This window comes from Kitasatospora sp. NPDC018058 (assembly GCF_044327205.1).
In the GTDB taxonomy this organism is placed as follows: Bacteria; Actinomycetota; Actinomycetes; order Streptomycetales; family Streptomycetaceae; genus Kitasatospora.
In genome coordinates this window covers 1-25,363 of sequence record NZ_JBIRFA010000016.1, presented here as the reverse complement: position 1 = coordinate 25,363, position 25,363 = coordinate 1, and the positions used below count along the sequence as shown (strand labels likewise).

Genomic DNA, 25,363 nt, shown 5'->3' with positions numbered 1-25,363 from the left:
GAACGCAGGAGCGGTGCCCGTCGGCTCCCCGTGTCTTACCGAAGCATGACGCGCCGACCGCTTCGGCCGGTCGGCCCGCCGCCGGGCGGTAGCGTCGCCGGTCATGAGGATTCTGGTCACCGGCGGCGCCGGTTTCATCGGTTCGGCGGTCGTACGGTCTCTGACGGCTGCGGGCCACGAGGTCCGGGTCCTGGACGCGCTGCTGCCCGCCGTCCACCCCTCCGGGGCCGTGCCCGCACTGCCGGCCGGCGTGGACTTCCGGCACGGCGACGTGCGGGACGCCGTGGCGGTCGAGCAGGCGCTGGCCGGGGTGGACGCGGTCTGCCACCAGGCGGCGATGGTGGGCCTGGGGCTGGACCTCGACGACGCGCCCGCCTACGCGGGCTGCAACGACCTGGGCACGGCGGTCCTGCTCGCGGCGATGGCCCGCTCGGGCGTGCGGAGCCTGGTGCTCGCCGGGTCGATGGTGGTCTACGGGGAGGGCCGGTACCGCTGCCCGGCGCACGGCGACGTCTCGCCCGGTCCGCGCCGCCCGGACACGCTGGACACCGGGCGTTTCGAGCCGCCCTGCCCGCAGTGCGGCGCCGCGCTGCGCCCCGAACTGGTGGCGGAGGACGCGCCGGCCGACCCGCGCAACGTGTACGCGGCCACCAAGTTGGCCCAGGAGCACCTGGCCGGCGCCTGGGCCCGCGCCTGCGGGGGCCGCGTCATGACGCTGCGTTACCACAACGTCTACGGGCCGGGGATGCCGCGCGACACCCCGTACGCCGGGGTGGCCTCGCTGTTCCGCTCGGCGCTGGCCCGCGGCGAGGCGCCGCGGGTGTTCGAGGACGGCGGGCAGCGCCGGGACTTCGTCCACGTCCAGGACGTCGCGGCGGCCAACCTCGCCGCGCTGGCCGCGGTCGGCGGCCGACCGCCGGGCAGCACCCGGGCGTACAACACCGGCAGCGGCGAGGTCCGCACGGTCGGCGAGATGGCCGAGGCGCTGGCCGCCGCGTACGGCGGCCCGGCGCCGGTGGTGACCGGCGAGTACCGGCTCGGCGACGTCCGGCACATCACTGCGGACTCCTCCCGGTTGCGCGAGGAGCTCGGCTGGCGGGCCCGGGCGGCCTTCGCGGAGGGCATGGCGGAGTTCGCGGCGGCGCCGCAACGCGTGTGACGTCAGGTCCGGGCGGTGAGTTCCGGGCGGTCAGCTCCGGGCAGCGGGGAGGACGATCTCGAAGCAGCAGCCCCCGGCGGTGTTGCTGACCCGGGCACGGCCGGCGTGGGCCTCCACGATGCCGCGGACGATGGCCAGCCCGAGTCCGGCGCCGCTGCCCCCGCCGTCACCCCGCTCCCCCGGGGCGCCCGGGTCGGCCGGGCGGGGCGTGCGGGCGGGGCTGCCGCGCCAGCCCGTCTCGAACACCCGGGGCAGGTCCTGCTCCGGGATGCCACCGCAGCCGTCGGTGACCGAGAGCACCACCTCGTCCGCCTCCCGGCGGGCGGAGACGGCCACCACGCCGTCCTCGGGAGTCGAGCGGATCGCGTTGACCAGGAGGTTGCCGAGCACCCGGGTGATCTCGCCGCTGTCCACCTCGACGGGTTCGGCGGCGACCTGTCGGCCCTCCAGCCGGACGCCACACTGCCGGGCCAGCGGGTGGGCCCCGGCCAGCGCGTCGTCGACGAGGTCGTAGACGGACACCCGGGACAGCGACAGGGCCAACGCCCCCGCCTGGATGCGGGAGAGCTCGAACAGGTCGTCCACCATCCCGGTCAGCCGCTCGACCTCGGTGCGCATCCGCTGCAGGTACTGCTGGGGATGCTCGGCGACGCCGTCCTCCAGCGCCTCCGCCATGGCGCGCAGGCCCGCGAGCGGGGTGCGCAGGTCGTGCGAGATCCAGGCGATCAACTCCCGCCGGGAGCCGTCCAGGGCCTGGGCGCGGGCCCTGGACTCGGCCAACCGGGCGCTGGTGGCGGCGAGTTCCGCGCTGAGCTGGGCCAGCTCCAGGCCGAGCGGGGGCTTGGGCGCGGTGAACCCGGTGTCGCTGCCCACCGTCCGGGCGGCCGCGGTCAGCGCCCTTCCCCCGGCCGCGACCTGACGTCCGAGCAGTGCGGCGGTCGCCAGCGACACCACCGAGGCCATCACCAGCACCGTGATCACCACCCCGAGGTCGTGCCGGGACAGGAACATCGCCTGGGCGACGGCGAAGGTCCCGGAGGTGACCGCCAGCACGGTGACGGCGGCGACGCAGAACAGCGACAGCGCGAGCGAGCGCCGGCGCAGCAGCCGGACGGCCGCCCAGCCGAGCAGGCCCGCCCCGCCGGCGCCGAGCGCGGCGAACATGGCGATCAGCAGCAGGTCCTTCACGCCGGGCCGTCCTGCTCCCCCGTCGCCGGGTCGTAGCGGTAGCCGACGCCCCAGACGGTGGTGATCAGCGACGGCGCGGCGGGGTCGTGCTCGACCTTCTCGCGCAGCCGACGGATGTGGACGGTGACCGTGGAGAGGTCGCCGAAGTCCCAGCCCCACACGCGCTCCATCAGCTCCTGCCGGGAGAACACCGTCTGCGGGTGCCGCAGGAGGAACGCCAGCAGGTCGAACTCCCTGAGCGTCAGGAGCAGTTCACGCCCGCCGCGGTGCGCCCGGCGGGCCTGCGGGTCGAGCGCGATGTCACCGGAGACCAGCGGCCCGGCGGGAGGCTGGGCGGGCGCGGACGCCCGGGAGCGGCGCAGCACCGACTGGACCCGCAGGACGAGTTCGCGCGGGCTGAACGGCTTGGTGACGTAGTCGTCCGCACCCAGTTCCAGGCCCAGGATGCGGTCGGTCTCGTCCCCCTTGGCGGTGAGCAGCACCACGGGCAGGTCGGCGCCGTCCGCGTCGGCGCGCAGCCTGCGCAGGATCTCCAGGCCGTCGATGCCGGGGAGCATGAGGTCCAGGACCAGCAGGTCCGGGCGGTGGGTACGGGCCAGGGCGAGCCCCTGCGGGCCGTCGGCGGCGCGGTCGACGTGGTGACCTGCCCGGGTGAGGTAGCCGGCGACCACCTCGGCCACGGTCGGGTCGTCGTCGATCACCAGGATGCGGCCGGGACGGGGTGGTCCGGCGGTGGCGGGGCTCTCGTTCACCTCGCCGAGGATACGAGGCGGCGACCGCGGCCGGGGCGCGCCGGGGCCCACGTCCGAGTTCCGTAAGATCCCCCGGACGGCCCCGGCCGCGCGGACGTAGCACTTCCGTAAGGGCGCGGTTCGGCCCCGGCGGTACCGGCCGCGGTTAGCGTGACCGGCGTGACTCCTCCCCTCCCCCCTCTGCCGATCGCCGACGTCGTTCTGCCGTGCCTCGACGAGTCCGCCGCCCTGCCGTGGGTGCTCGACCGGATCCCGGACGGCTGGCGGGCGATCATGGTGGACAACGGCTCCCAGGACGGCTCCGCCGAGCTCGCCCGCTCGCTGGGCGCGACCGTGGTCGTGGAACCCCGGCGCGGCTTCGGCGCCGCCTGCCACGCCGGACTGCGCGCCGCCACCGCCGACCTGGTCTGCTTCATGGACTGCGACGGTTCGCTCGACCCCGCCCAGCTCCCCCGGGTCACCGGCCCGGTGCTGGCCGGCACCGCCGATCTGGTGCTCGGCCGCCGCCGGCCGGCCACCGCCGGTGCCTGGCCGCTGCACGCCCGGCTCGCCAACACCGTCCTCGCCCGCGGGCTGCGGGCCCGCACCGGCGCTCCCCTGCACGACCTCGGACCGATGCGGGCCGCCCGCCGCGAGCGGCTGCTGGCCCTGGGCCTGGGCGACCGGCGCTCCGGCTACCCGCTGGAGATGGTCCTCGCCGCCTCGGCGGCCGGGCTGCGGATCGCCGAGACCCCCGTCGACTACCTGCCGCGCGCGGGCCGTTCCAAGGTCACCGGCACCCTGCGCGGCACCCGCCAGGCCGTCCGCGACATGCGGGCGGTGCTGGCCGCGCCGCCGCCCACGCTGCTGGTGATCGCCAAGGCGCCCGTCCCCGGCCGGGTGAAGACCCGGCTCACCCCGCCCTTCAGCCCGTCCCAGGCGGCGGACCTCGCCGAGGCCGCGCTCACCGACACCCTGCACACCCTGGCCGCGATGCCCGCCGGGCGGCGCCTGCTGGTCCTGGACGGCGAGCCCGGCGGCTGGCTGCCGCCGGGTTGGGAGGTCCTCCCGCAGTGCGGCGGCGGGCTGGACCGGCGGCTGGCCGACGCCTTCGCGCACGCCGCCCGGCTCGCCCCGCACTCCCCCGCGCTGCTGGTCGGCATGGACACTCCGCAGCTGGACGCGGCCGCGCTGGCCGAGCCGCTGTCCGCCGCCCGGCGGCACGGCACGGACGCCTGGTACGGCCCGGCGGCCGACGGCGGGTTCTGGGCGCTGGGCCTGGCCCGGCCGACCCCGGGGCTGGCCGCCCGGCTCCTGCACGGCGTGCCGATGTCCACCCCGGGGACGGGCCCGGCACTGCTCCGCCGCCTGGCACAGGCCGGTCTGACCGTCCGCCACCTGCCCCCGCTGACCGATGTGGACACCGTCGAGGACGCCCGGCAGGTGGCCGTCGAGGCGCCGCACAGCCGCTTCGCCGACCGGCTGCGCGCCGTCGACGCCGCGCCGGAGGTGGCGAGTTGACGGTCGCCGCACCCTGGGTGGACGACCCCTTCGCGGAGGCCGTCCGCAGCGGCCGCGGCCCGCTCTGGCTGCGCCGCGAGGACGGCCGGAGGCAACGTCTGGACATCGAACGCTGGTGCGCTCCGGCGGCCGGCGCGGACTTCAGCCTGCTGCTGCGCTGCGCCCGGCTGACCGCTCCGGTCCTGGACCTCGGCTGCGGCCCCGGACGGCTGGTGGCCGCGCTGCTCGACCTCGGTGTGCCCGTGCTCGGGGTGGACGTGACCGGGGCGGCGGTCGCCCGCACGGTGGACCTCGGCGGCCCGGCGCTCTGCCGCTCGGTCTTCGACCGCCTGCCCGCCGAGGGCCGCTGGGGCGCCGCGCTGCTCGCGGACGGCAACCTCGGCATCGGCGGCGACCCGGACGCGCTGCTCCGCCGGGGCGCCGAACTCATCGCCCCGGACGGGCTGTTGCTGGTGGAGGTGGAGCCGGAGGAGGTGGATGAACGCGTCGTCGTCCGGGTGGAGGGGCCGGACGGCCGGCTCGGCCCGGCCTTCCCCTGGGCCCGCCTCGGCACGACCGCCACCCTGCGAAGGGCCTGCCTCGCGGGCCTCGTCGAGGCGGAGCGCTGGGCCTCGCACGGCCGCCGCTTCCTCGCGCTGCGCAAGGGGTAGCCGGCCGGAGGCCCCGGCCGAGGTGACCGGGAGACCGTCCGGCGCCACAGGTGGCAGGACACGGAGGGACAGCAGCGGGCATGGACGTCGTCCGGGAGTCGGGGACGGCACTCGGCTGCGGCGACACGGCGGCGGTGCGGGCCGGTCCGGGCCACCCGCGCGGCAGCGAACGGCGGGTCGCCCGGCCGGACCACCTCGGCAAGCCGGCCGGCGTGGTCGCCTACTCCGCCGACTCGCCGGCGCCGATCCTCGCCGCCGGCCGATCCGGTCCGGCCTGCCATTGCGGGTGCTCGCGCTCGGCCCAGCTCCGCTCCACCAGCCCGGTCCGCATCCCGAGCCGCGCCTCCCGGTCCCGCCAGGCCATCCGGACGTGCCCGGCGACCACGACCGCGATGGCGGCGGCCAGCCAGTCGTGCACGAAGGTCGCGCCGGTCCGCCAGGCCGGCGGGGCGAGGTGGGTGAGCCACATCAGCAGCCCGGTGCCGACGATCACCAGCATCGATCCGAGCGTCCACTGCGCGTACAGCTTCTGTCCGGCGTTGAACTTCCCGGCCGGCCGGTGGACGGCCCGGGCGCGGACGGCCCGCAGCCACTGCCAGTCCGCCGGGGTGAACCGGCTCAGCCGGGCGACGTCCGCCCGCAGCGCCCGGGAGGCGAGCCCGAGCAGCAGCGGCACCGGCAGCGCCAGGCCGCACCACACGTGCACGGTGACGACCAGCGGCCGGTTGCCGACCAGTTCGGCGAGCGGCGCGAGGTAGAGGCAGGCGGCGGTGGCCAGGCAGACGCCGATCAGTGCGGCGGTGGTCCGGTGCACCCAGCGCTCGGCCCGGGTGAAGCGGAGGACCAGTTCAGCTCGTGGGCGCATCGTCCCTCCCGTTCGACCGGCCGACCCAGGCGTCGACGTCGTATCCGTTCTGCTCCCAGTAGCCCGGCTCGACCGAGCCGGTGACGGTGATGCCGGAGAGCCACTTCGCGGACTTGTAGAAGTACATCGGCGCGACGTACAGCCGCACCGGCCCGCCGTGCTCGTGCGCGATCGGGTTGTCCTGCATGCGCAGCGCGACCAGCACGTCGTCCCGCCGGGCCTGCTCCAGGGTGAGGCTCTCGGTGTACGCGCCGTCGAAGCAGCTGAAGCGTACGGCCTTGGCTTCCGGCTTCACCCCGGCGGCGTCGAGGAGGTGGGCCAGCGGTACCCCTTCGAACGGGGTGTCCGGCACCCGCCACCCGGTGACGCACTGGACGTCCTTGACCAGCCGCCGCTGCGGCATCGCCTGCAGGTCGGGCAGTCGGTGGGTGGCGGGGCGCTCCACCAGTCCGTCCACGGTGAGGGTGTAGTCGCCCGCGTCCCGTTCGGGGACGGAGGTCACCACCGAGTAGTACCGGAAGCCGTTGTTGCCCGGCAGCAGCCCGGACAGGCCGCTCGGATCCCGTTGCGCGAGCGCCGACTCGGCCCGCTGCAGGTACGGCCCGGCGGCCACCCCGAGCGCGCCGAGCCCCAGCAGGCCGAGCACCACCCGGCGTCCGACCGGGGTGCCCCTGCCCTCTTCGTTTCCACTGTTCACGGGACGATTCGACCAGGTCCGCCCCGGCGGCCGCCAGGGCCGGGGGCGTCCCGTCAGACTTTCGTCATCTCCGGCCGCGCCCCACGGGTCGGACGGGCCGGCGCGGCGGTCATGAGGCGGCGCAGCACCGGCACCACGAGCACACAGACCAGGGCGACTCCGTAGGCGACGCGCTGGGCGTCCTCCCCGCCGACCAGGTAGAGCACCTGGCCGGCCGCGGGAACCGCCAGCCACTCCCAGCGCCCGTCCAGCGCGACCAGGGCCACCACCAGCAGTCCGTACCAGGGGTAGCCGGGCGCGACGAGCAGCAGGGCCGTCCCGGTCACCAGGAGCGCGCCCCGCCATGGCCGGTGGGGGTCGCCGCGCCGCAGTACCCACAGCACCACGGCCGCCAGCACCAGGGCGGCCGCCCACGGGGCCCACCGGTCGGGCAGCACCGCCCGCAGCAGGCCGAAGCGGTCGAGGTGGCCCTGCTCGTACCCCTCCTCCCGCAGGTAGCCGGGCAGGTACCCCAGCACGCCGGCGCCGGAGGCCGCGACGTACGGAAGGTAGGCCGCCGCGAAGGTCCCGAGGGCGGCGGCGACCAGGACCAGGTCGTCTTTCCCGGGCCGCCGGGCCAGCAGGCCGGACAGCGCTCCGGGCAGGGCGAGCGCCGGCAGCAGCTTGGTCGCGACCGCCGCTCCCAGCAGGGCGCCGCCGGCCCCGGCCCGGCGGCGGGCCACGCAGCCCGCTCCGGCCACCATGAGCAGCGCGCCGAGGGTGTCGACGTGTGCGTCGTTGACCGCCCACACGGTGATTCCCGGGCACCAGCCCCACAGCGCCGCCCGCCGGCTGCGCCCGCCGACGGTGAGCAGCACACCGGTGGTGGCGACCGCCAGCAGGGCGCCGCCGACCTGCACGCCGCGCACGCCGCCGCCGAAGGTGTGTTCGGCGAGGAACCACGCCTCCGCGACCGGTGGGTAGACGGTGTGCACGGCGGGCCGGTTGATCCGGGTGCAGTCCCCGGCGGCGGTCCGCCGTTCGTCCCAGGCCGCGCAGCCGTCCCCGACCGGGAACAGGCCCGGGTCGCGCAGCCGGGCCAGCGCCGGGTCGTCGGGGGTGCGGGCGTACGGGGAGGTGCCGGCCGCCTGGACCCGCCCGTCCCACACGTACCGGTAGGCGTCGTCGCTGGTGCGCGGCGGGGCCAGCAGCCCGGCCCCGGCGACCAGGACGCTTCCGATCAGCACGAGCGGCGCCACCTGGCGGGCCCTCACCCTGCGCAGGAGGAGCAGCGCGAGGGCGAAGAGGGCGGCGTCGAGTGCGTACCAGCCGTAGAGCGGGGGCCGGTGGGCGAGCGTCCCGCCGCCGGTCACGGTCAGCGCGAGGGCCGCCACCAGGGCGGTGAGGGCGAGGGCGCAGGGCAGGAGGGTCCGGGTCGGCACGTGCTCGCCGGTCAGGAGCCCGGGACGCCGGGAAGGCCGGTGGTGAGGCCGTCCAGGGCGTGCGAGCAGACGCAGTCCCGCTCGTCGGGCAGGACCTCCAGGGCCTTGAAGAGCACGCCGCGCAGCCGGTCGACGTTGCCGGCGAAGACCTTCAGCACCTCGGCGTGGGTGACGCCCTCGCCGGTCTCCACTCCGGCGTCGTGGTCGGTGACCAGCGCCAAGGAGCTGTAGCAGAGGCCGAGTTCGCGGGCGAGGACGGCCTCGGGGTGGCCGGTCATGCCGACCACGGACCAGCCGTTGGCGGTGAACCAGCGGGACTCGGCGCGGGTGGAGAAGCGCGGGCCCTCGATCACCACGAGCGTGCCGCCGTCCACCGGCTCCCAGGCGGCCCCGCGCGCGGCGTCCAGGACCACCCGCCGCCCGGCCGGGCAATACGGGTCGGCCATCGAGACGTGCACCACCTCGGACACGGTGCCGTCGGGCAGCGGCTTCCCGTCGTAGAAGGTCTGCACCCGCCCCGAGGTGCGGTCGACGAACTGGTCCGGGACGAGGAGCGTGCCCGGGCCGTACTCCGGGCGCAGGCCGCCCACCGCGCACGGCCCCAGCACCTGCCGCACGCCGAGTGAGCGCAGCGCCCACAGGTTGGCGCGGTAGTCGATCCGGTGCGGCGGCAGCTTGTGGCCGCGCCCGTGCCGGGGCAGGAAGGCCACCCGGCGCCCGGCCACCTCCCCCAGGAACAGCGCGTCACTCGGCGGACCGTACGGCGTGTCGACCCGCACCTCGGCCACCTCGTCCAGCAGCGCGTACAGCCCCGAACCGCCGATCACACCCAGCTCGGCCCGCGCGGTGCCCTGATCGATCGTCACCTGTGTCACCTCTCGTCCGAAGAACGTCCCGGCCACTGTAGGAGCGGACCGGGGCGGACTCCGAGCATCGTGGTCTTACGATTCGCGAACATCGCATGGCCGAGCGCGGATCCGCCCGGCGGGGTCGACGTGCACGGCCGGCCGGCTGCTGTCCGTGCGATCGAGCTGTGGCAGGCTACGCCGTCGCCCTCGCCGACCGGGGCTCCGAGGCCGGGCCGGGGGCCGACCTCGGCTCCTGGACCGCCTTCGGGTCCTGATCCGCTTTCGGGTCATGACCCGGCTTCGGGTCCTGATCCGGCTTCGGGTTCGGCCGGGCCAGGCAGGCGACCGCCGTGGCGAGGGCCGCCAGCACGACCGCACCCACCACCGAACCGTGCAGGCCACTGGTGACCGCCTCCCCGACCGCGTCGCGGACGTCCGCCGGCAGGCCGGTGAGCGCCGCTGGGGTGAGTCCACCGCCACCGGTGAGCCGGGCCGCCGGTTCGGCGCCGAGCCGCTCGGCGAGGGCGTCCGTCATCCGGGCCGTGTAGACCGCGCCGAGCGCCGCCATGCCCAGCGAACCGCCGATGCTGCGCAGCAGGGTGACGACCCCCATCGCGGCGCCCATGTCCCGGCGCGGGACGGCACCCATCGAGGTCAGCAGGGTGCTCTGCATGAGCAGGCCGATCCCCACCCCGGTGACCGCGGTGAGCCCGGAGGCGACCGCCCGCGGCGTGCCCGTGCCGAGGAGCAGCAGCAGCGCCGCTCCGATCAGGGCGACGGCGCCGCCGATCAGCGGGTAGCGCCGCTCGCCGCCGCCCCGGCTCATCAGCTTGGCGGTGACGAGCTGGGTGCCGATCATGCCGAGCATCAGCGGCAGCAGCAGGAGGCCGCCGGCGGTCGGTGAGGCGCCCTGGACGAACTGCAGGTACTGCGGCAGGTAACCGATCAGGGCGAGCATCAGCGCGCCGGTGAGGAAGCCGAGCACCTGGGCCACGGTGAAGTTGCGGTCGCGGAACAGCGCGGGCGGCACCAGCGGTCCGGGAACCCTCCGCTCCACCCGGGCGAACCAGGCGAGCGCGACCACCGCGACGGCCGCCGTGCCGAGGATCCACGGCGACGTCCAGGCGTAGGTCGCACCACCCCGGCTGCCGATCAGGGTGAGCGCGACGATGCCGGCGGTCAGCAGGGCGAGGCCCGCCCAGTCGAAGGGCGCGCGGACGCGTTCCGTCCGCAGCCGCACCCCGAGCCCGACCGCCAGCAGGGCGAACAGCCCTACCGGCACGTTGACGTAGAACGCCCAGCGCCAGCTCAGCCGATCGGTCAGGAAGCCGCCCAGCAGCGGCCCGCCGACGAACGCGACCGGCATCAGGATCCCGATCACCGACTGCACCCGCCCCCGGTCGGTCGCCGGGACGAGCACCCCGATCACCGAGAGCGCGCCGACCATCAGCCCGCCGGCACCGATCCCCTGGACCGCGCGGAAGGCGATCAGCTCGGCCATGTCGCGCGACAGCCCGGAGAGCACCGAGCCGGCCAGGAACAGCACCACCGCCCACTGGTACGCGCCCTTGCGCCCGTACAGGTCGCCGAGGCGGCCCCAGACCGGGGTGGTGGCGGCGGAGGTGAGCAGGTACGCGGTGACCACCCAGGAGAGGTGGTCCAGCCCGCCGAGGTCGCCGACGATCGTGGGCAGCGCGGTGCCGATGATCTGCCCGTCGAGCGCGGAGAGGAAGATGCCGAGCATCAGTCCGAGGATGCCGAGCAGCGGCGGCTTGGGGCGCTCCTCGACCGGTTCCGTCACCATGGTTCGTCCGCCTTTCCCTTGTTCCAGTGGTCCGCTCGTCCGGGTCAGGCCGCGAACGGGCGGATCCGCCGGGCCTCGCGCAGGGCCTGCGCCCACCAGGCCAGCTGGTCGAGCATCGTCTTGGCGGCGGCGTCGGCCGCCGGGTCGAGGGCCTTGCCGTCGGCGTCGAAGCGCTGCGCGGCGCCGTGGAAGCTGACCGTGCTGCGGATCGTCGTGGCGTTCAACTCTGCGAGCACCACCCGAAGTTGTTCCACGGCGCGGAGACCGCCGGAGAGCCCGCCGTAGGAGACGAAGGCGACCGGCTTGCCGTGCCACTGGCGGTTGTGCCAGTCGATGGCGTTCTTCAGCGGGGCCGGGAAGCTGTGGTTGTACTCGGGCGTGACGATCACGAAGGCGTCGGCGGACTCCAGGCGGGGCGAGACGGCGGCGAGCAACTCGGCGTCGGCCGGGTCGAGTTCGCCGCCGAAGGACGGGAAAGTGGTCGGCAGCGGGGTGTCGACCAGATCGACGAGGTCGGCACTCATGTCGCCGCGGGTGCCGAGGTGGCCGAGCAGCCAGTCGGCGACGACCGGCGCGAACCGGCCGTTGCGGGTGCTGCCGACGAGAACGGCCACCCGCAGCCGCTCCCGGGCCGGCCCGGGCTGCGCCTGCTGCTGGTCGATGGACATGGGGGTCCCCCTTCGAGTCGATGTGTACGCCGTATCGGCGAGATACAACGTACACACGGGCGCGTACGTCGTCCACTTCGGATACGTTGTACGCACGTAGTGGTACGGTGGGCGGACATCCAGCCGGAAGGAACCCGTCACCATGCCCGCCCCGCAGGCCCCCACGGGGGACGACGACCGGACCAAGCCCCAGACCTCGCTCTGGGAGCGCCTCGCCCGTCCGGCCCCCGCCCCGCGCACCACGCTCAACCCGCACCGGATCGCCGAGGCCGCGGTCGAGATCGCCGACGCCGAAGGCCTGGACGCCGTCACCATGCGCCGCCTGGCCACCGCCCTCGGCGTCGCCCCGATGGCCGCCTACCGGTACGTGTCGGGCAAGGACGAACTCATCGAGCTGATGGTCGACTTCGTCTACGGCCGGCTCCCCCTGGACGCCCCCACCACCGGCTGGCGCGACACCATGCGCACCCTGGCCGTCCACCTGCGCGCCATGAACCTGTCCCACCCGTGGACCGCCCGGGCCGCCGCCTCCGCCCTCAGCCCCAACCAACTGGCCGTCCCGGAGCGCGCGTTCGCCGCCCTCGCCGAGCACGGCCTGGACCCCGACACCACGATGGCGGTGTTCCGCACCGTCACCGGCTACGTCGGCGGCTCGGTCTCCGCCGAGATCGCCCTGCTGGAGCTGCAACGCGAGCACGGCTGGGCCGACGGCGACCAGACCCGCGCCGGCCTGGCCTCGCGCATGTCCTGGCTGATCAACACCGGCCGCTACCCCGCCTACCAGCGCTACCTCCGCGAGGCCACCCGCAAGGACGACCAGGACTGGCAGTTCGAAACCGGACTCGACTGCGTCCTCGACGGCATCGCCGCCCGCCTCGGCATCTGACACCGCCGGCCCGAAGCCCGGCGGCCGACCGGGAGCGTTCCCGAACGGCGGTCCGCCTTGACGGCGAAACGTCCCTTCCTGTCCTGCTCCGCAGGCGACGGGCTTCACCCTCGGGCCGAAGCCCGAGGCGCCCACCCGCTTTCCCGGTGGCACGGCTGGGAGCAGTCGGCCACCGCCCTGCGCACAGTCGAGCGCGCCCTGTGGCAGGGCGAGCGGTAGGCCCAGGCCCCCTGCACCGAACAGCAGTCGGCCCGGCCGCGGGAGGGCGCTCCGGCCGCTTCACCCCCGGCTACAGCCGCCCTCCGGGGCTGTCGGCGGACAGCCGCTGGGCCAGGTACACCGGCACCACGGAGAGCAGCACCAGGACCGCGGCCACCACGTTGACCACCGGCGCCTGGTTGGGCCGGGACAGGTTGGCGTAGATCCAGATCGGCAGCGTCCGGACGCCGGGGCCGGCGGTGAAGGTGGTCACCACGATCTCGTCGAAGGAGAGCGCGAACGCCAGCAGCCCGCCCGCCAGCAGCGCCGACCGCACCGCCGGGAAGGTGACGTACCGGAAGGTCTGGAAGGTGTGCGCGCCGAGGTCGGCCGAGGCCTCCTCGGCGGAGGGCGACAACCGGCGCAGCCGGGCGATGACGTTGTTGAAGACCACGACGATGCAGAAGGTGGCGTGCCCGATGATGACGGTGAGCATGCCGAACCCGATGCCCGCCGGGCCGAGCACACTGCGGAACGCGGCGTTGAGCGCGATGCCGGTGACGATGCCGGGCAGCGCGATCGGCAGGATCACCAGGAACGACACCGTCTGCCGGCCGAAGAACCGGTACCGCTGGACCGCGAACGCGGTCATGGTTCCCAGGACCAGGGCCACCAGGGTGGCCCCCGCGCCCGCCCGCAGTGAGGTGACCAGCGCGCTGCGGGCGCCCTCGGACTGCCAGGCCCGTACCCACCACTCGGCGGTCAGTCCGGTCGGCGGCCAGGCGAAGGAGCGGTCCCGGTTGACCGAGTTGAGGAGGATCAGCAGCAGGTAGACGACGGCGAGGCCGGCGGCCATGGCCGCGCGCAGCGCGATCCGGGCACGGCGGGAGAGGATCACTGGTGTTCGACTCCTAGAGCGAGTCCAGGGCGCCGGTCCGGCGCACGGCGAGCAGGTAGCCGACGATCATGGCCACGGGTACGCAGGACAGCGCGGCGGCCAGTGGCAGGTTGAGCGTCACGTTGTCGGCGATCGCGGTGCCCAGCACCTGCGTCCCCAGGGCGACGGTGGCCGAGGCCGAGCGGCTGGGCCTGGCGGTGCTGGAGGTCCCGTACGAGACGCCGTTCATCGCGGTGAACCGCCTGGTCGCCGAACGGGTCACGGCCGAGGACCACAGCGCGCAGCGGCGGCTGGTGGATCAGCACGATCTGCTGGTCCAGGCCCTGCTGACCGGCGAGGGCCTGACCGCGCTGCTGGGGGTGCTGCGGCGGGCCTGCGGGTCCGAGGTCGCCGTCCTCGACCGCCGCGGCTCGGTCCTCGCCGCCGCCCCGGAGCGTTCCGGCGCCCTGGTCGAGGAGGTGCGGGCGGCCGGGCTGACGTCCCCGGACGAAGCCGGTCACGTCGGTCCGTTGTGCCTGCCGGTGCAGGTCGACGGGATGGTCGCGGCGTTCCTCTGCCTGCGGTCGGCCGGCCCCGCGGCGGACGTGCTCCCGTACGCGGTTCGGCTGGTGGGCCTGGAGCTGGCCCGTCGGCAGGCCCACCTGGCCGGGCGGCGGGAACTGGTCGGCCAGGTCGTCGAGGACATCGTGCGGGACGTGCTCGCCCCGGCCGCCGCCGAGCGCAGGCTCGCCGCGTTCGGGCTGGACGCCAAGGCCGCCCACCGGGTCGTCCTGGGCTGCCTGGCACCGGACGGCGCAGGGGCGGCGGCGGACCGGCGGCTGGCGCGGCTGCCCTGGCTGACCGCGGGCCGCCCCGAATCCCCCGAGCCGGTGCTCACCGCCGTGGTCAACCGGTACCTGGTGGCGGTGGTCCCGCAGTCCGCGCCCGTGGACAAGCTGGCCCGGCGCTTCGGCACGGCGCTGTCCGGCCTCGACACCCGCGCCGCGGTCGGGATCGGCGGCTGCTACCGAGGCGTCGACGGCCTGCGCTGGAGCGGGTTCGAGGCCCAGGCGGCCCTCACCCGGGGCCCCGGGGTCCACGCCGGCGACCCGCTCAACCTTCCCCGCCTGCTGCTGTCCAGCCCCGACCTGCCGTTGAAACAGCTCGCCGCCGAGGTGCTGCGCCCGCTCACCCGGTTCGACGAGACCAACAACGCCGATCTCGTCACGACCCTGCACGCCTACCTGGCCGCGGACTGCTCGGTCCAGGCGGTCGCCGACCGGCTGTACGTCCACCGCAACACCGTCCGCTACCGGCTGGACCGGATCGAGCGCCTCACCGGCCGATCGCTGCAGTCCATGCAGGACCGCTTCCAGCTCTGGCTCGCCCTCCTCGCCGCCTTCCCCGACCGGACATCGGCGGTTCCCCGGCATGATTGATCGTTTCCGACGATCAGCCGGGAGCCGCCGGGGCGACGGGGCGGTCAGGGGTGTCGCAGGGCTTCGGTGAGGCGGTTGGCCGCCTCGACGACGGCCTGGGAGAAGTGCGCGCCGGGGTGGCGGGTGAGGCGTTCGATCGGGCCGGAGACGGAGACGGCGGCCACGACCCGGTTGGACGGGCCGCGGACGGGTGCGGAGACGGAGACCACACCGGGCTCGCGCTCGCCGGCGGACTGGGCCCAGCCGCGGCGCCGGACGCCGCTGAGGGCGGTGGCGGTGAAGCGGGCGCCCAGGAGGCCGCGGTGGAGGCGCTCGGGTTCCTCCCAGGCGAGCAGGATCTGGGCGGCGGAACCGGCCTTCATGGGAAGGGTGACGCCGACGGGGACGGTGTCGCGAAGGCCGGAGAGCCGCTCGGCGGCGGCCACGCAGATCCGGACCTCGCCCTGGCGGCGGTAGAGCTGCGCGCTCTCGCCGGTGACGTCGCGCAGGTGGATGAGGACCGAGCCGGCGGCCGCCAGCAGCCGGTCCTCCCCGGCCGCCGCCGAGAGCTCCCCGAGCCGGGGGCCGAGGACGAACCGGCCCTGGAGGTCCCTGCCGACCAGGCGGTGGTGTTCCAGTGCGACGGCGAGCCGGTGGGCGGTGGGCCGCGCCAGGCCGGTGGCGGCGACGAGTCCGGCCAGCGTGGCGGGACCTGCCTCCAGGGTGCCGAGGATCGAGGTGACCTTGTCGAGCACGCCGACGCCGCTCGTGTTCTCCATGGATGGGTACTCCAGTCTCAAACCCCGTGAGCGACGGGTGGGTTCCGCTCACGGAGGCTCCCCGCGGGGAGCGGGGGGTGGTCAGCGGGAACGGGCCGGAGAAGTCGGCCGATCGCCTGCGCCGGGCACGAGACGGGTACGCGAAAGGGCCGGGGCGGGAAGCGCCCGGGCGAAGGACAGCACAGAGAGCACCGTGTCTCCTCATCTTTCCCGCGCCACGTTGGCGACAGGCCGGAGTTGGCACTGATCCCGGACGGCGCGGCGCGTACTTCGGACGCCGAGTCGACCGGGGAGTTGCCGGGGCTTCGTAGGGCCGGTCCCTCCACCCCTCTGGATGATTCGCGAGGAACCATACAAGACTCCCCGGCCGACCCGCCAAACCTTCCCCTCCCGTGCGGACGCTCCGCATCATCCGGTCAGGGGGTTGGCCGCCGGTTGGCCTCCGCTAAAGGCGAGCCCCGAAGGCCACCTCCGTCAACCCAGGGTGCGGTCGAGGTTGTAGGCGGCGCTGATCAGCGCGAGGTGGGTGAACGCCTGTGGGAAGTTGCCCTGTTGCTCGCCGGTGTGGCTGATCTCCTCGGCGTACAGGCCGAGGTGGTTGGCGTAGGTGAGCATCTTCTCGAAGGCGAGCCGGGCCTCGTCCAGGCGGCCGGCCCGGGTGAGGGCCTCGACGTACCAGAAGGAGCAGATCGAGAAGGTGCCCTCCTCGCCGATCAGGCCGTCCGGGCTGGCCTGCGGGTCGTACCGGTAGACCAGCGAGTCGGAGACCAGGTCGGCGCTGAGCGCGTCCAGCGTGGAAAGCCACTTGGGGTCGGTGGGTGCGATGAACTTGGCCAGCGGCATCATCAGCACCGCGGCGTCCAGCACCTGGTCGTCCTCGTGCTGGACGAACGCCTTGCGCTCCGCGGACCAGCCCCGGTCCATGATCCGCCGGTAGACGGCATCACGCGCGGCACCCCAGCGCACCAGGTCGGCCGGCAGGCCGCGGCGCCGGGCGATCCGGACGGCCCGTTCGATCGCCACCCAGCACATCAGGCGGGAGTAGAGGAACCTCTTGCGCCCGCCGCGGGTCTCCCACACGCCCTCGTCGGGCTGGTCCCAGTTGGCACAGACCCAGTCGACCACGGCGCACACGGCGTCCCACTGCTCGCTGGAGATCGGCTGACCCCACTTGTCGTACAGGTAGACGGAGTCCAGCAGGGCGCCGTAGATGTCGAGCTGGAGCTGGTCGACGGCCGCGTTGCCGACCCGCACCGGAGCGGACCCCCGGTAGCCCTCCAGGTGCGGAAGCTCGCGCTCGGGCAGTTCGCAGCGGCCGTCGATGCCGTACATGATCTGCAACGGGCCGGAGGGCCGGGTCTCGTCCCGGTCGATCCGGGCGGTCAGGAAGCCCATGAACGCCTCGGCCTCGCCGGTGAAGCCCAGCCGCAGCAACGCGTACACGCAGAACGCGGCGTCCCGAACCCACAAGTAGCGGTAATCCCAGTTGCGTGCGCCACCGATCCGTTCCGGCAGGCTGGTGGTCGGCGCGGCCACCATCGCGCCGGTCGGGGCATAGGTGAGCAGTTTGAGCGTCAGCGCCGAGCGGTGCACCATCTCCCGCCACCGCCCTCGGTACCGGCTCTGCGCCAGCCACCCCCGCCAGAACGCCACCGTGGCCTTGAACTCCACCTCCGCCTCGCGGTGGGCGCAGCCCCTCGGCGGCACGGCGCCGTCGACCCGGTCGAGCGCGAATACCGCCGTCTCGCCCTGGCTGAGCTTGAAGTCGGCGGTCACGTCCCGCTCGTCGCACTCGAACGCCACCGTGGAGGTGAGCGCCAGTGACAGCGCGTCGGACTCGAAGATCGCCAGACAGTCCCCCCGCCGCCGCACCACATGCGGCTGCGCCCCGTAACCGAACCGCGGTGCGACCCGCACCCGGAACGGCATCGAGCCCCGCACACACACCACCCGCCGGATCAACCGATGCCGCCCGGTCTCACCCGCCACATGACCACCGACGATCGGCATGAAGTCCTGGATCTCACCGACGCCGTCCTCGGTGAGAAAGCGGGTGATCAGCACATTGGTGTCGGGGAAGTAGAACTGCCTGGTCCGGCACGGCACGGCCGCCGCCAACTCGAACGCCCCGCCCCGATCCGCGTCCAGAATCGCCCCGAACACACTCGGCGCGTCGAACGACGGACAGCAGTACCAGTCGATCGTCCCATCCGTGCCCACCAGCGCCACGGTCCGCAGGTCGCCGATCAGCCCGTGCTCGGCCACCGACAGATAGCGCTCCACCTCGCCCGGCGCCCGGGGCCCCAATCCTTCACCCATCGCGGCACACCTCTCCTCACCCAGTCTGCCGCGCGCCCGGACCACGCGGCCACCGGGCCCGTCCGGTGGCACTCCTCCCAGCAGGACGGCCGGACCGGTACGGCCGGGTTCGGTGACCGCGGTGTGACCCCGGATGACCTGACAGTGACCCCGCCTGCCGCCACGAGGACACCCTCGACGAGCTCGGCCACCCGGTAAACCCCGACAACGGGCCCGCCCCGGAGATCAGGACCCTGCTCGGCAACCGCGCCTGGGCGGCACGGCCGTCCGCTCCTGAGCCGCGAACGGCGCCGGGCAACGACCTCACCGACCGGGGCCGGTGCCGTCCGGTCGCGACGGCCACCGGACGGCACCGGCCTCGCGGCGTCGACGGATCAGGACAGGTAGTCCTCCAGCCCGCCGTCGCGCCGGATGTCCAGGGTGACGCAGTGGAAGCCGCCTCCGAGCACCCGGGAGTGCCGCAGCCGGTGCGGCAGGACAGTGATCCCGGAGTGCTCCAGCAGCTTGATCAGGCTCTCCTGACCCGACTCGACGATCGCCGTGTCCGGGGAGACCATCAGCAGGTTCATGCTGATCCAGCTCTCGCTGAGCGCGTGCTCGGGCGTGTCGCCGGAGGGCTCAGCCGGCGGGCACCACAGGATGTCCCAGCCCCGCAGCGGCTCCGGGACGGTCTCCGGGCTGATCCGCTCCGGGTTGAGCAGCACCAGCCCCGGCCGCAGCAGCGCGATGGTGCTGTCGATGTGGGTGTAGCCGTAGATGTCGCGCAGCGGGTGCAGTCGCAGGCCGCCGTCGCCGAGCAGGCCGAGCGTGGACTCCAGCCACTGCAGGCCGAGTTCGTTCCCGCTGCGGGAGACCTGGTAGAACACGTCCCGGCCGAGCCGCAGCACGTTCGCGGCGTCGAAGACCGGCTCGGCCTCGCCCAGCAGCGGGAGGCCGTCCGCGTCGAACTCGAAGAGCTCGTCCCTCAGTTGCGGCCTGGGAGCGGCCAGCCAGCGCGCGCCGCGGCGCAGGTAGTCCTGGAAGAGTCCACGCAGCCCGAAGACCTCGAAGTAGCGCTGCCGCATCGGGCTCGCCACCTCGATCACCGTCTCGCCGACCACCAGGGTCAGGTCCCGCGGGCAGTAGGAGTGGAAGCCGCCGTCGGCCTTCCACAGGGGGGATGAGAACTCGGCCGCGTGGTCGATCACTTCGGGCTGGTGGACGGTGACGCCGAGGCCCCGCAGGGTGGCCACCAGCGCGTCCAGGTCCTCCTCGGTCTCCTCCACGACCTGCTGGGAGTAGGGGCCGACCTCGATGGAGGCGAGGTCGGCGGCGCTGGTCTTCGGGAAGCAGGACAGCCAGGAGGACGGCTCGGTCTGCTCGGGCAGCCGGGCGCCGACGGCGGTGCCGACCACGACCTCCCGAAGTGTGGTGAATTCGTCCCAGCTGTGGACCGGACGGGCCGAATTGGACATGACTCCCCCTTGACACGGGTTTAGGGAAACGCGGATACGGCGGCGAACGCGACGGCTTTGACATGCACGGCAGGACGGCCGGGCGGGGTGAGCGCCGAACGGCCGCCGGCCGCCGACGGAGCGAGGTCCGCCGAACAACGCGGAACCGGCGATGGAAATCGGTACGGATTAATCGCCGGACCGCCTCCGGGCCGATCACGGCGTACGGGAAATCACCGACCGGGCAGCCGAATTCGCCTTTCGACGGGCCGGGATCGACCGTCAAGCTACCCGCCCGGCCGACGGCGGCGCAAGGACCGTGATCGGCACCGAATACGCCGCCGCGACGAACCGACGGTTGATCCTCCCTTTGTTCAACTCCGCCATTCCGGCGCTGATCAATACCCGGGTGACGGCCCGAACGAGGCGCTCGCGGGAACGACCGGCAGCCACACCGCGCGCGGCCCGGCGCTCACCACCGCCAGGCCCGACGGATCCGGCTCCCGCCCGCCAGTGCCAGCAGCGCCCCACTCGCCATGGCGACTCCGGCCACCGCCAGGTTCTGGCGCTGCGCCCGGCGCCGGTCGGCGGCGGCCGCCCGCGCCGAGGCCACCAGGAAGGCCCGCTCGACGCCGGCCGGAGCCAGCTCGCCGGCCGCCACCCGCCGCCTGAGCTGGTCCAACCGGACGCCCCGGTACAGCAGTTCAGGATCCCGGTCGGCGGCCGCCCAATCCCGCGCGGCCGCGGTGAGCCTGCGCCGCTCCCCCAACCCCTCCCGGCCCTCCGCCAACCATCCGCGCAGCCTGGGCCAGGCCTGCGAGAGCGCGTGGTGGGACAGCTCGACGGTGTCCCGGTCCACCACCACGAGCCGCGCCCGGACCAGCCGTTCCATCACCTCCGGTACGCCGGGGTCCTCGAACTCGGTCCGCCTCACCGGCCTGCGGGTGCCCTCGTCGCCGCCCGACACCAGCTCACCGCCGGGCGTCAGCGCGTCGCCCAGTGCCGTCCCGCCACCGGCGGGGTCCTCACCGGCACCGAGCAACTCCCCGCCGAGCCGCAGGAACACCGCCTGCGCCCGGGTCCGGTCGGATGCCTCCAGCCCGTTGTACAGCGCCTCCGCCGTCCGGGCCAGCGCACCCTCGAAACCTCCCGTGGCCTGGAACCCCGCCAGGGTGAGCGCGTTACCGCTGCGCCGCCGCCAGGTCTCCAGCAGCGCCGCGGACAACAGCGGGAGCGCGCCCGGCTGTTGCGCGGCGGTCGAGATGAGGACGGCCAGCAGGGCGCCCTCGACGGTGCAGCCGGCCCGCAACGCCGGTTCGGTGATCGCCCGCCGCAGCTCGTCCGGTGCCGGACGCCCCACCGACAGCACCCCGTGGCGACCGGCGTCGGCCAGCCCCGGGTGCTCGGCGAACAGCGGCCCGCTCTGGTCCGAGCGGACCACCAGCACCACCCGGCACCGGGCCGGCGCCGCCACCGGCAGCTCGGCCAGGGCCTCGCCCGAACCGCCCGAGGCCGTCGCCACCAAGGCGTCCAGGAAACGCGCCCGCTCGGCGGCGTCCCGGCAGCGGGTGCGCAGTTGCTCCCCCTGGTCCACCACCAGCACCGGGTCGCCGGCCGTCGCTCCGGACGCTCCGCGCGTCGCCTCCCCGACTCGCTGCCCGAGCCGGGCGAGCGCGAGCGCGTACGCCTCCATCGGCCGTTCGCCCGGCGTCAGCAGTGCCACCGGGACACCGCCCCCACCGGCCGGGGCCCGCCGCGTTCCGCCCCTGGCACCGCTCCTCCCGGCAGCCGCGCCGGCGGCGGGAGCCCCGCCCAGCCGGTCCAGCAGACCGGCTCTGACCAGCGAGGACTTCCCCGCCCCGGACGGCCCGGTGAGGATCACCAGCCGCCGTTCGGCCAGCAGGGCGACCAGCCGGTCCAGCATCGCCTCGCGGCCGAAGAACCGCTCGGCGTCGGCCGCCTCGAACGCCGCGGCCCCGGGGTAGGGAGCCCGTCCGGCGTCCTGGGCGCGCCGCCGGGCGGCGCTGTCGGCGGCCAGTTCGGCGGCGAGCAACTGCCAGCGGTGCCGCCACTCCCGCACGTCCCCGCCGCAGGCCTGCACGTAGGCGAGGGTGACGGCGAGGCTGGGCAGCCGCCGACCTCCTGCGGCCACCGAGAGGCTGGCCGCCGAACAGTGCGCCCGAACGGCGAGTTGGCGGTACGGCGGACTTCCGGCGCGCTCCCGCAGGGCCCGCAGATCGCCCGCGAACCGCAGCAGCGGACCATCCCCAGGGTCCAGTGGACTTTCCCGACGCGGCACTACAGCCCCCTTCTTCGTTGAAGCGGTGTCCTGACACCCTTGCGTGCCCACGCGCCCACGCGCGTCGCGCGTGTCTCGTGTCCATCCCCCGGTAATTCATCATGCACAGCGCAGTTGGCGTCAAACAATGGTGCGTGCGGGTCGGTTGTTCCGAGTTGATGTTCAATGTCCAGCCGCACGGCGCCGAACAAAGCCGGTGGGATAGAACCGGGACCCGCAGCCTTCGCTGACTTCGGAGATATCCATGAAGTTCACGCGGTACTGCCGTTCCCTACTGTCCACACCCGCGATGGCGGTGGAGCGGTACAGCAAGAGCCACCAGTCCGGGGCCGACATCGCCATGGTCGACCTGGAGGATTCGGTCCCACCCGCCCGGAAGGAGGAGGCCCGCCGACTCGCCGAGGAGTTCTTCACGCTCCCGTCCACCAAACTCGCGCGCAGCGCGGTGCGCATCAACACCCTTTCCGGACCGGACGGTCTGCGCGACCTGATCGCCATCACCCGGTACCGCGTCAAACCGGACCTCGTGCTGATCCCGATGGCGGAGTCCCCCCGGGACATCGAGATCGCCGCCGGCGCGCTCGGTCCGGACTGCCCGGAGACGGAGTTCCTGGCCGTCGTGGAGACCCCGCTGGGCATCGAGCACGCGCCCGCCATCGCGGCCGCCGGGCACCGGTTGCGCGGGCTGGTCTTCGGCTCGGCCGACTACGCCTTCGCGGTCGGCGCCCGGCTCTCCTGGGAGGCCCTGGCCCATGCCCGCGCCCGGGTGGTCAACAGCGCCCGCGCCGCGGGGATGGAGGCGATGGACGCGCCGTTCTTCGAGGTCACCGACCTGACCGGGCTGCGCCGGGAGGCCGGGCTCGCCCGGGACTTCGGGTTCAGCGGCAAGATCGCCGTCCACCCGCGCCAACTCGCGCTGATCAATGAGACGTTCAGCCCGGACGAGGAACTGCTGGCGCGGGCCCGCCGGGTGGTCGCGGCCGGTCTGGAGAACGGCCGCTCGGTCACCGTGGTGGACGGAGTGATGGTCGGCATGCCGTTCTTCGAGGCCTCGCAGCGCCTGATCGAGCAGTTCGACCCACCCCGGCCCGAGGGCCACCTGCCCACCGACCCCCCGAACCACGCGACGGAGAAGTGACCATGACCGAAGGATCCATCCTGGGCCCGCGCCGGTACCGCAACGCCGAGACCATGCTGGCCGCCGCCGACCCGGTCTGGCAGGCGGCCGCCGCCAACGGCCTGATCGGCATCACGGTGGACTCGGAGTCCAACAACCGGCTGATCGTCCGCGAGACCGGCCACGAGTTCGCCAACATGGTCTCCTGCGCCTACCTGGGCCTGAACAACCACCCCTCGGTCGCGGCCGCCGCGGTGGACGCGCTGACCGAGTCCCGCAGCACCTGGCTGGTCACCTCCACCACCCGGATCCGGCACAACCTGCTGGTCCGCCTGGAGGAGGAGCTGGGCGAGCTGTTCGGCGCGCACATCCTGCCGGGAGCGTCCTGCACCTCGCTCACCGCCGGCATCCTGCCGCTGATCGCCTCCGGCCACCTGGACGGCACCTGTCAGAGCGGCGGCGGGCCCCGGGTGATGGTCTTCGACCGCTTCTGCCACTTCTGCATGGCGTACGTGAAGCCGATCTGCGCGGACGAGTCGCTGGTGCTGACCTGCCCGCACAACGACCTGAACTACCTGGAGGACATCTGCCGCAAGCACCCGCGGGTCGCCTACGTGGCCGACGGCGCGTACTCGATGGGCGGCGCGGCGGCCCTCGACGGGCTGCTCGAACTCCAGGACCGCTACGGGCTGTTCCTCTACATCGACGACTCCCACTCGCTGTCCATCATGGGCGAGCGCGGCGAGGGCTTCGTCCGCTCCCGGCTGGAGATGAACCCGCTGACCGTCATCGTCGCGAGCCTCGGCAAGGGCTTCGGCACCGGCGGCGGCGTCGCGATGCTCGGCAACCGCGAGCAGTTCGAGTTCCTGCACCGGCACGCCGGCCCCGTCGGCTGGTCGCAGAACGTCGCCCTGCCGCTGGTCGGCGCCTCGCTGGGCAGTGCCGCCATCCACCGCTCCCCGGAACTGGGCGAGCTTCAGGCCAAGTTGAACCGCAACATCGACCTCTTCGACGAACTGCTGCCGACCACCTTCGCGGGCAACGGCCTGCCGGTGCGCCGGGTCGACGTCGGAGACGCCGAGCGGGCGGTCAAACTGTCCGCCCAGCTCTTCGAGCGCGGCTTCTACAGCTCGGCGGTGTTCTTCCCGATCGTACCCAAGGGCGAGGCCGGGCTCCGGCTGATGATGCGCGCCGACATGGACGAGCGACTGATCCGCGAGTTCGCCGGCCACGTCAAGGAACTCACCGCCGAATAACAGGAGTTGGGGGAACCCGCGATGGACGGAACCGAACCCGCCGGCTACCGGCGGATCGGCGAGCGCCGCTACCGCGAGGTGGTCGGGCGCTACTACGAGGAGTTCGAGGTCGGCGAGGTGGTCGAGCACCGCCCCGGTCGGACCGTCACCGAGCTCGACAACGTGCTGATGAGCATGCTGAGCATGAACGACGCCCCGCTGCACATCGACGCCGCCTACAGCCGGCACACCCCCTGGGGGCGGCCGATCGTCTCCAGCCTGGTGACGCTCAGCATCGTCGGCGGGATGACCGCCCGCTCGACGAGCGGGCGCACCATCGCCAACCTGGGCTGGGAGAACATCCGGATGACCCACCCGGTGTTCGCCGGCGACACCCTCTACGCGGAGACCGAGACCCTCGCCAAGCGGCTGTCCAAGAGCCGTGCCGGGCAGGGCATCGTCAGCTGCCGCACCACCGGGACGAAGTCCACGGGAGAGGTCGTGGTGGAGTTCGAGCGCAGCTTCCTCGTCCCGCTGCGCGGCCACGGCCTGGACGAGGTCGCCGGGTACTGACCGGGCACCGGGCCCGACAGCGGACTGTCGGGCCCGGTGCGCAGGCAGGCTCGGCTCTAGTAGGGCTTTGTTAGGTGCGGTGGTGTGGTTCGGGTTCCGGGGCAGGTTGGCCACATATGGAGCAGGCGCCGGTCCAGGTGGCCAGGAGGGCCTGGAGTTCGCGGAGGACCGCGTACAGGGTCAGGCCGGCGCAGGGGCTTTGGGGTCGAGCCGTAGCAGGGTGCAGAAGGCCTGGGCGAGGGAGGCGAGGGTGGTGTGGCGGTGCCAGCCAGGGTAGTTACGGCCTTCGAAGTGGTCCAGGCCCAGGCCGTCCTTGAGTTCGCGGTAGTCGTGCTCGACGCGCCAGCGGATCTTGCAGATGCGGACCAGTTCGCGTAGCGGGGTGTCGGCGGGCAGGGTGGACAGCCAGTAGTCGGTGGGCTCGGCCGAGCCGGGTGGCCACTGGGCGATCAGCCAGCACTCGGGCAGGGAGCCGTCGACGGCGCGGCGGATCTGCCGGTTGGCCGGGCGGACCCACAGCGCCAGGAACCGCGAGCGCATCTCGGCACGGGGATTGTGCTTGCCGGTCTTACCGCCCTGGCGCCAGGTCACCGTCCGGAGCGCGGATCGCCCGGCTTCCAGAACGAGTTGGCGCAAGGTGGTGTGCGGGTCGGGGTAGGCCGGGCCGGGCGGGCGCC

Annotated in this window: 22 protein-coding genes, 2 pseudogenes and 1 riboswitch; of the genes and pseudogenes, 9 read left to right on the top strand and 15 right to left on the bottom strand. The window is 74.0% G+C overall.

The features are described from left to right. Positions 1-103: 103 nt before the first annotated feature. Positions 104-1,159, top strand: a complete 1,056-nt coding sequence (locus tag ACH4E7_RS22880; protein WP_396250860.1) for an NAD-dependent epimerase/dehydratase family protein — start codon at positions 104-106, stop codon at positions 1,157-1,159. Between the two features lie 30 nt (positions 1,160-1,189). On the opposite strand, the gene ACH4E7_RS22875 is transcribed toward ACH4E7_RS22880, so the two are convergent. Both ACH4E7_RS22875 and ACH4E7_RS22870 read right to left on the bottom strand, forming a co-directional pair. Beyond that, positions 1,190-2,347 carry a sensor histidine kinase gene (locus ACH4E7_RS22875; protein ID WP_396250859.1) on the bottom strand — a complete coding sequence of 386 codons (1,158 nt, stop codon included), beginning with the start codon at positions 2,345-2,347 and terminating at the stop codon, positions 1,190-1,192. After that, positions 2,344-3,099, bottom strand: a complete 756-nt coding sequence (locus ACH4E7_RS22870; protein WP_396250858.1) for a response regulator transcription factor — start codon at positions 3,097-3,099, stop codon at positions 2,344-2,346. Before ACH4E7_RS22870 ends, ACH4E7_RS22875 begins: the two co-directional genes overlap by 4 nt. Positions 3,100-3,258: 159 nt before the next feature. On the opposite strand from ACH4E7_RS22870, the pseudogene ACH4E7_RS22865 reads away from it, so the two are divergent. From ACH4E7_RS22865 to ACH4E7_RS22855, 3 genes and pseudogenes are all read left to right on the top strand, one after another. Then, positions 3,259-3,969 (top strand): annotated as a pseudogene (locus tag ACH4E7_RS22865) (glycosyltransferase family 2 protein); the annotation flags it as partial. 102 nt (positions 3,970-4,071) lie between these two features. Next, positions 4,072-4,599, top strand: coding sequence for a DUF2064 domain-containing protein (locus tag ACH4E7_RS22860; RefSeq protein WP_396251056.1), 528 nt, complete (start codon positions 4,072-4,074; stop codon positions 4,597-4,599). Next, a complete protein-coding gene (locus ACH4E7_RS22855) occupies positions 4,596-5,249 on the top strand; it encodes an SAM-dependent methyltransferase (protein WP_396250857.1) in 654 nt (217 codons plus the stop codon). Before ACH4E7_RS22860 ends, ACH4E7_RS22855 begins: the two co-directional genes overlap by 4 nt. A 220-nt stretch (positions 5,250-5,469) precedes the next feature. On the opposite strand, the gene ACH4E7_RS22850 is transcribed toward ACH4E7_RS22855, so the two are convergent. The 6 genes from ACH4E7_RS22850 to ACH4E7_RS22825 form a co-directional block, all read right to left on the bottom strand. Continuing rightward, entirely contained in the window at positions 5,470-6,114 is a 645-nt protein-coding gene (locus ACH4E7_RS22850) for a cytochrome b/b6 domain-containing protein (RefSeq protein WP_396250856.1), read from the bottom strand. After that, complete coding sequence (locus ACH4E7_RS22845; protein WP_396250855.1) at positions 6,098-6,811, bottom strand: molybdopterin-dependent oxidoreductase; 714 nt, start codon at positions 6,809-6,811, stop codon at positions 6,098-6,100. The genes ACH4E7_RS22850 and ACH4E7_RS22845 overlap by 17 nt, the downstream gene beginning before the upstream one ends. A 53-nt stretch (positions 6,812-6,864) precedes the next feature. After that, positions 6,865-8,232: a glycosyltransferase 87 family protein gene (locus ACH4E7_RS22840; protein WP_396250854.1), complete on the bottom strand. Its 1,368-nt coding sequence runs from the start codon at positions 8,230-8,232 to the stop codon at positions 6,865-6,867. 11 nt (positions 8,233-8,243) lie between these two features. Further along, positions 8,244-9,098 carry an S-methyl-5'-thioadenosine phosphorylase gene (locus tag ACH4E7_RS22835; protein ID WP_396250853.1) on the bottom strand — a complete coding sequence of 285 codons (855 nt, stop codon included), beginning with the start codon at positions 9,096-9,098 and terminating at the stop codon, positions 8,244-8,246. Positions 9,099-9,273: 175 nt separating this feature from the next. Beyond that, positions 9,274-10,884: an MDR family MFS transporter gene (locus tag ACH4E7_RS22830; protein WP_396250852.1), complete on the bottom strand. Its 1,611-nt coding sequence runs from the start codon at positions 10,882-10,884 to the stop codon at positions 9,274-9,276. A 44-nt stretch (positions 10,885-10,928) separates the two neighbouring features. Continuing rightward, positions 10,929-11,552: an NADPH-dependent FMN reductase gene (locus ACH4E7_RS22825; RefSeq protein WP_396250851.1), complete on the bottom strand. Its 624-nt coding sequence runs from the start codon at positions 11,550-11,552 to the stop codon at positions 10,929-10,931. A gap of 142 nt (positions 11,553-11,694) precedes the next feature. Between ACH4E7_RS22825 and ACH4E7_RS22820 the strand changes: the two genes are divergently transcribed. Then, positions 11,695-12,438 (top strand): TetR/AcrR family transcriptional regulator, encoded by a 744-nt coding sequence (locus tag ACH4E7_RS22820; protein ID WP_396250850.1) that lies wholly within the window; start codon positions 11,695-11,697, stop codon positions 12,436-12,438. 289 nt (positions 12,439-12,727) lie between these two features. On the opposite strand, the gene ACH4E7_RS22815 is transcribed toward ACH4E7_RS22820, so the two are convergent. Then, positions 12,728-13,534, bottom strand: a complete 807-nt coding sequence (locus ACH4E7_RS22815) for an ABC transporter permease (protein ID WP_396250849.1) — start codon at positions 13,532-13,534, stop codon at positions 12,728-12,730. A 13-nt stretch (positions 13,535-13,547) separates the two neighbouring features. Continuing rightward, positions 13,548-13,661, bottom strand: a pseudogene (locus ACH4E7_RS22810) (ABC transporter permease); the annotation flags it as partial. A 10-nt stretch (positions 13,662-13,671) separates the two neighbouring features. Here ACH4E7_RS22810 and ACH4E7_RS22805 point away from each other — a divergent pair. Then, positions 13,672-14,952 carry a helix-turn-helix domain-containing protein gene (locus tag ACH4E7_RS22805; protein WP_396250848.1) on the top strand — a complete coding sequence of 427 codons (1,281 nt, stop codon included), beginning with the start codon at positions 13,672-13,674 and terminating at the stop codon, positions 14,950-14,952. Between the two features lie 44 nt (positions 14,953-14,996). Here ACH4E7_RS22805 and ACH4E7_RS22800 read toward each other — a convergent pair whose 3' ends face one another. From ACH4E7_RS22800 to ACH4E7_RS22785, 4 genes are all read right to left on the bottom strand, one after another. Continuing rightward, positions 14,997-15,710, bottom strand: coding sequence for an IclR family transcriptional regulator (locus tag ACH4E7_RS22800; RefSeq protein WP_396250847.1), 714 nt, complete (start codon positions 15,708-15,710; stop codon positions 14,997-14,999). Between the two features lie 198 nt (positions 15,711-15,908). Then, positions 15,909-16,051: riboswitch (SAM riboswitch) on the bottom strand. A 133-nt stretch (positions 16,052-16,184) separates the two neighbouring features. After that, the gene (locus ACH4E7_RS22795; protein ID WP_396250846.1) at positions 16,185-18,029 is read right to left on the bottom strand and encodes a glycoside hydrolase family 15 protein; all 1,845 of its coding nucleotides are present in this window, start codon (positions 18,027-18,029) and stop codon (positions 16,185-16,187) included. Positions 18,030-18,403: 374 nt separating this feature from the next. Further along, entirely contained in the window at positions 18,404-19,483 is a 1,080-nt protein-coding gene (locus ACH4E7_RS22790) for an inosamine-phosphate amidinotransferase 1 (protein ID WP_396250845.1), read from the bottom strand. 451 nt (positions 19,484-19,934) lie between these two features. Next, the gene (locus tag ACH4E7_RS22785) at positions 19,935-21,761 is read right to left on the bottom strand and encodes a hypothetical protein (protein ID WP_396250844.1); all 1,827 of its coding nucleotides are present in this window, start codon (positions 21,759-21,761) and stop codon (positions 19,935-19,937) included. A gap of 244 nt (positions 21,762-22,005) precedes the next feature. Between ACH4E7_RS22785 and ACH4E7_RS22780 the strand changes: the two genes are divergently transcribed. From ACH4E7_RS22780 to ACH4E7_RS22770, 3 genes are read left to right on the top strand one after another with little or no spacing between them, the layout of a single operon-like run. Further along, positions 22,006-22,899 (top strand): HpcH/HpaI aldolase/citrate lyase family protein, encoded by an 894-nt coding sequence (locus tag ACH4E7_RS22780; RefSeq protein ID WP_396250842.1) that lies wholly within the window; start codon positions 22,006-22,008, stop codon positions 22,897-22,899. 2 nt (positions 22,900-22,901) lie between these two features. Then, positions 22,902-24,134 carry an aminotransferase class I/II-fold pyridoxal phosphate-dependent enzyme gene (locus ACH4E7_RS22775; protein WP_396250841.1) on the top strand — a complete coding sequence of 411 codons (1,233 nt, stop codon included), beginning with the start codon at positions 22,902-22,904 and terminating at the stop codon, positions 24,132-24,134. A gap of 21 nt (positions 24,135-24,155) precedes the next feature. Beyond that, positions 24,156-24,686, top strand: coding sequence for a MaoC family dehydratase (locus ACH4E7_RS22770; RefSeq protein ID WP_355671618.1), 531 nt, complete (start codon positions 24,156-24,158; stop codon positions 24,684-24,686). A gap of 180 nt (positions 24,687-24,866) precedes the next feature. Here the strand turns inward: ACH4E7_RS22770 and ACH4E7_RS22765 are convergent. Next, on the bottom strand, positions 24,867-25,363 hold a 497-nt coding region (locus tag ACH4E7_RS22765), incomplete at its 5' end, for a transposase (protein ID WP_396250840.1).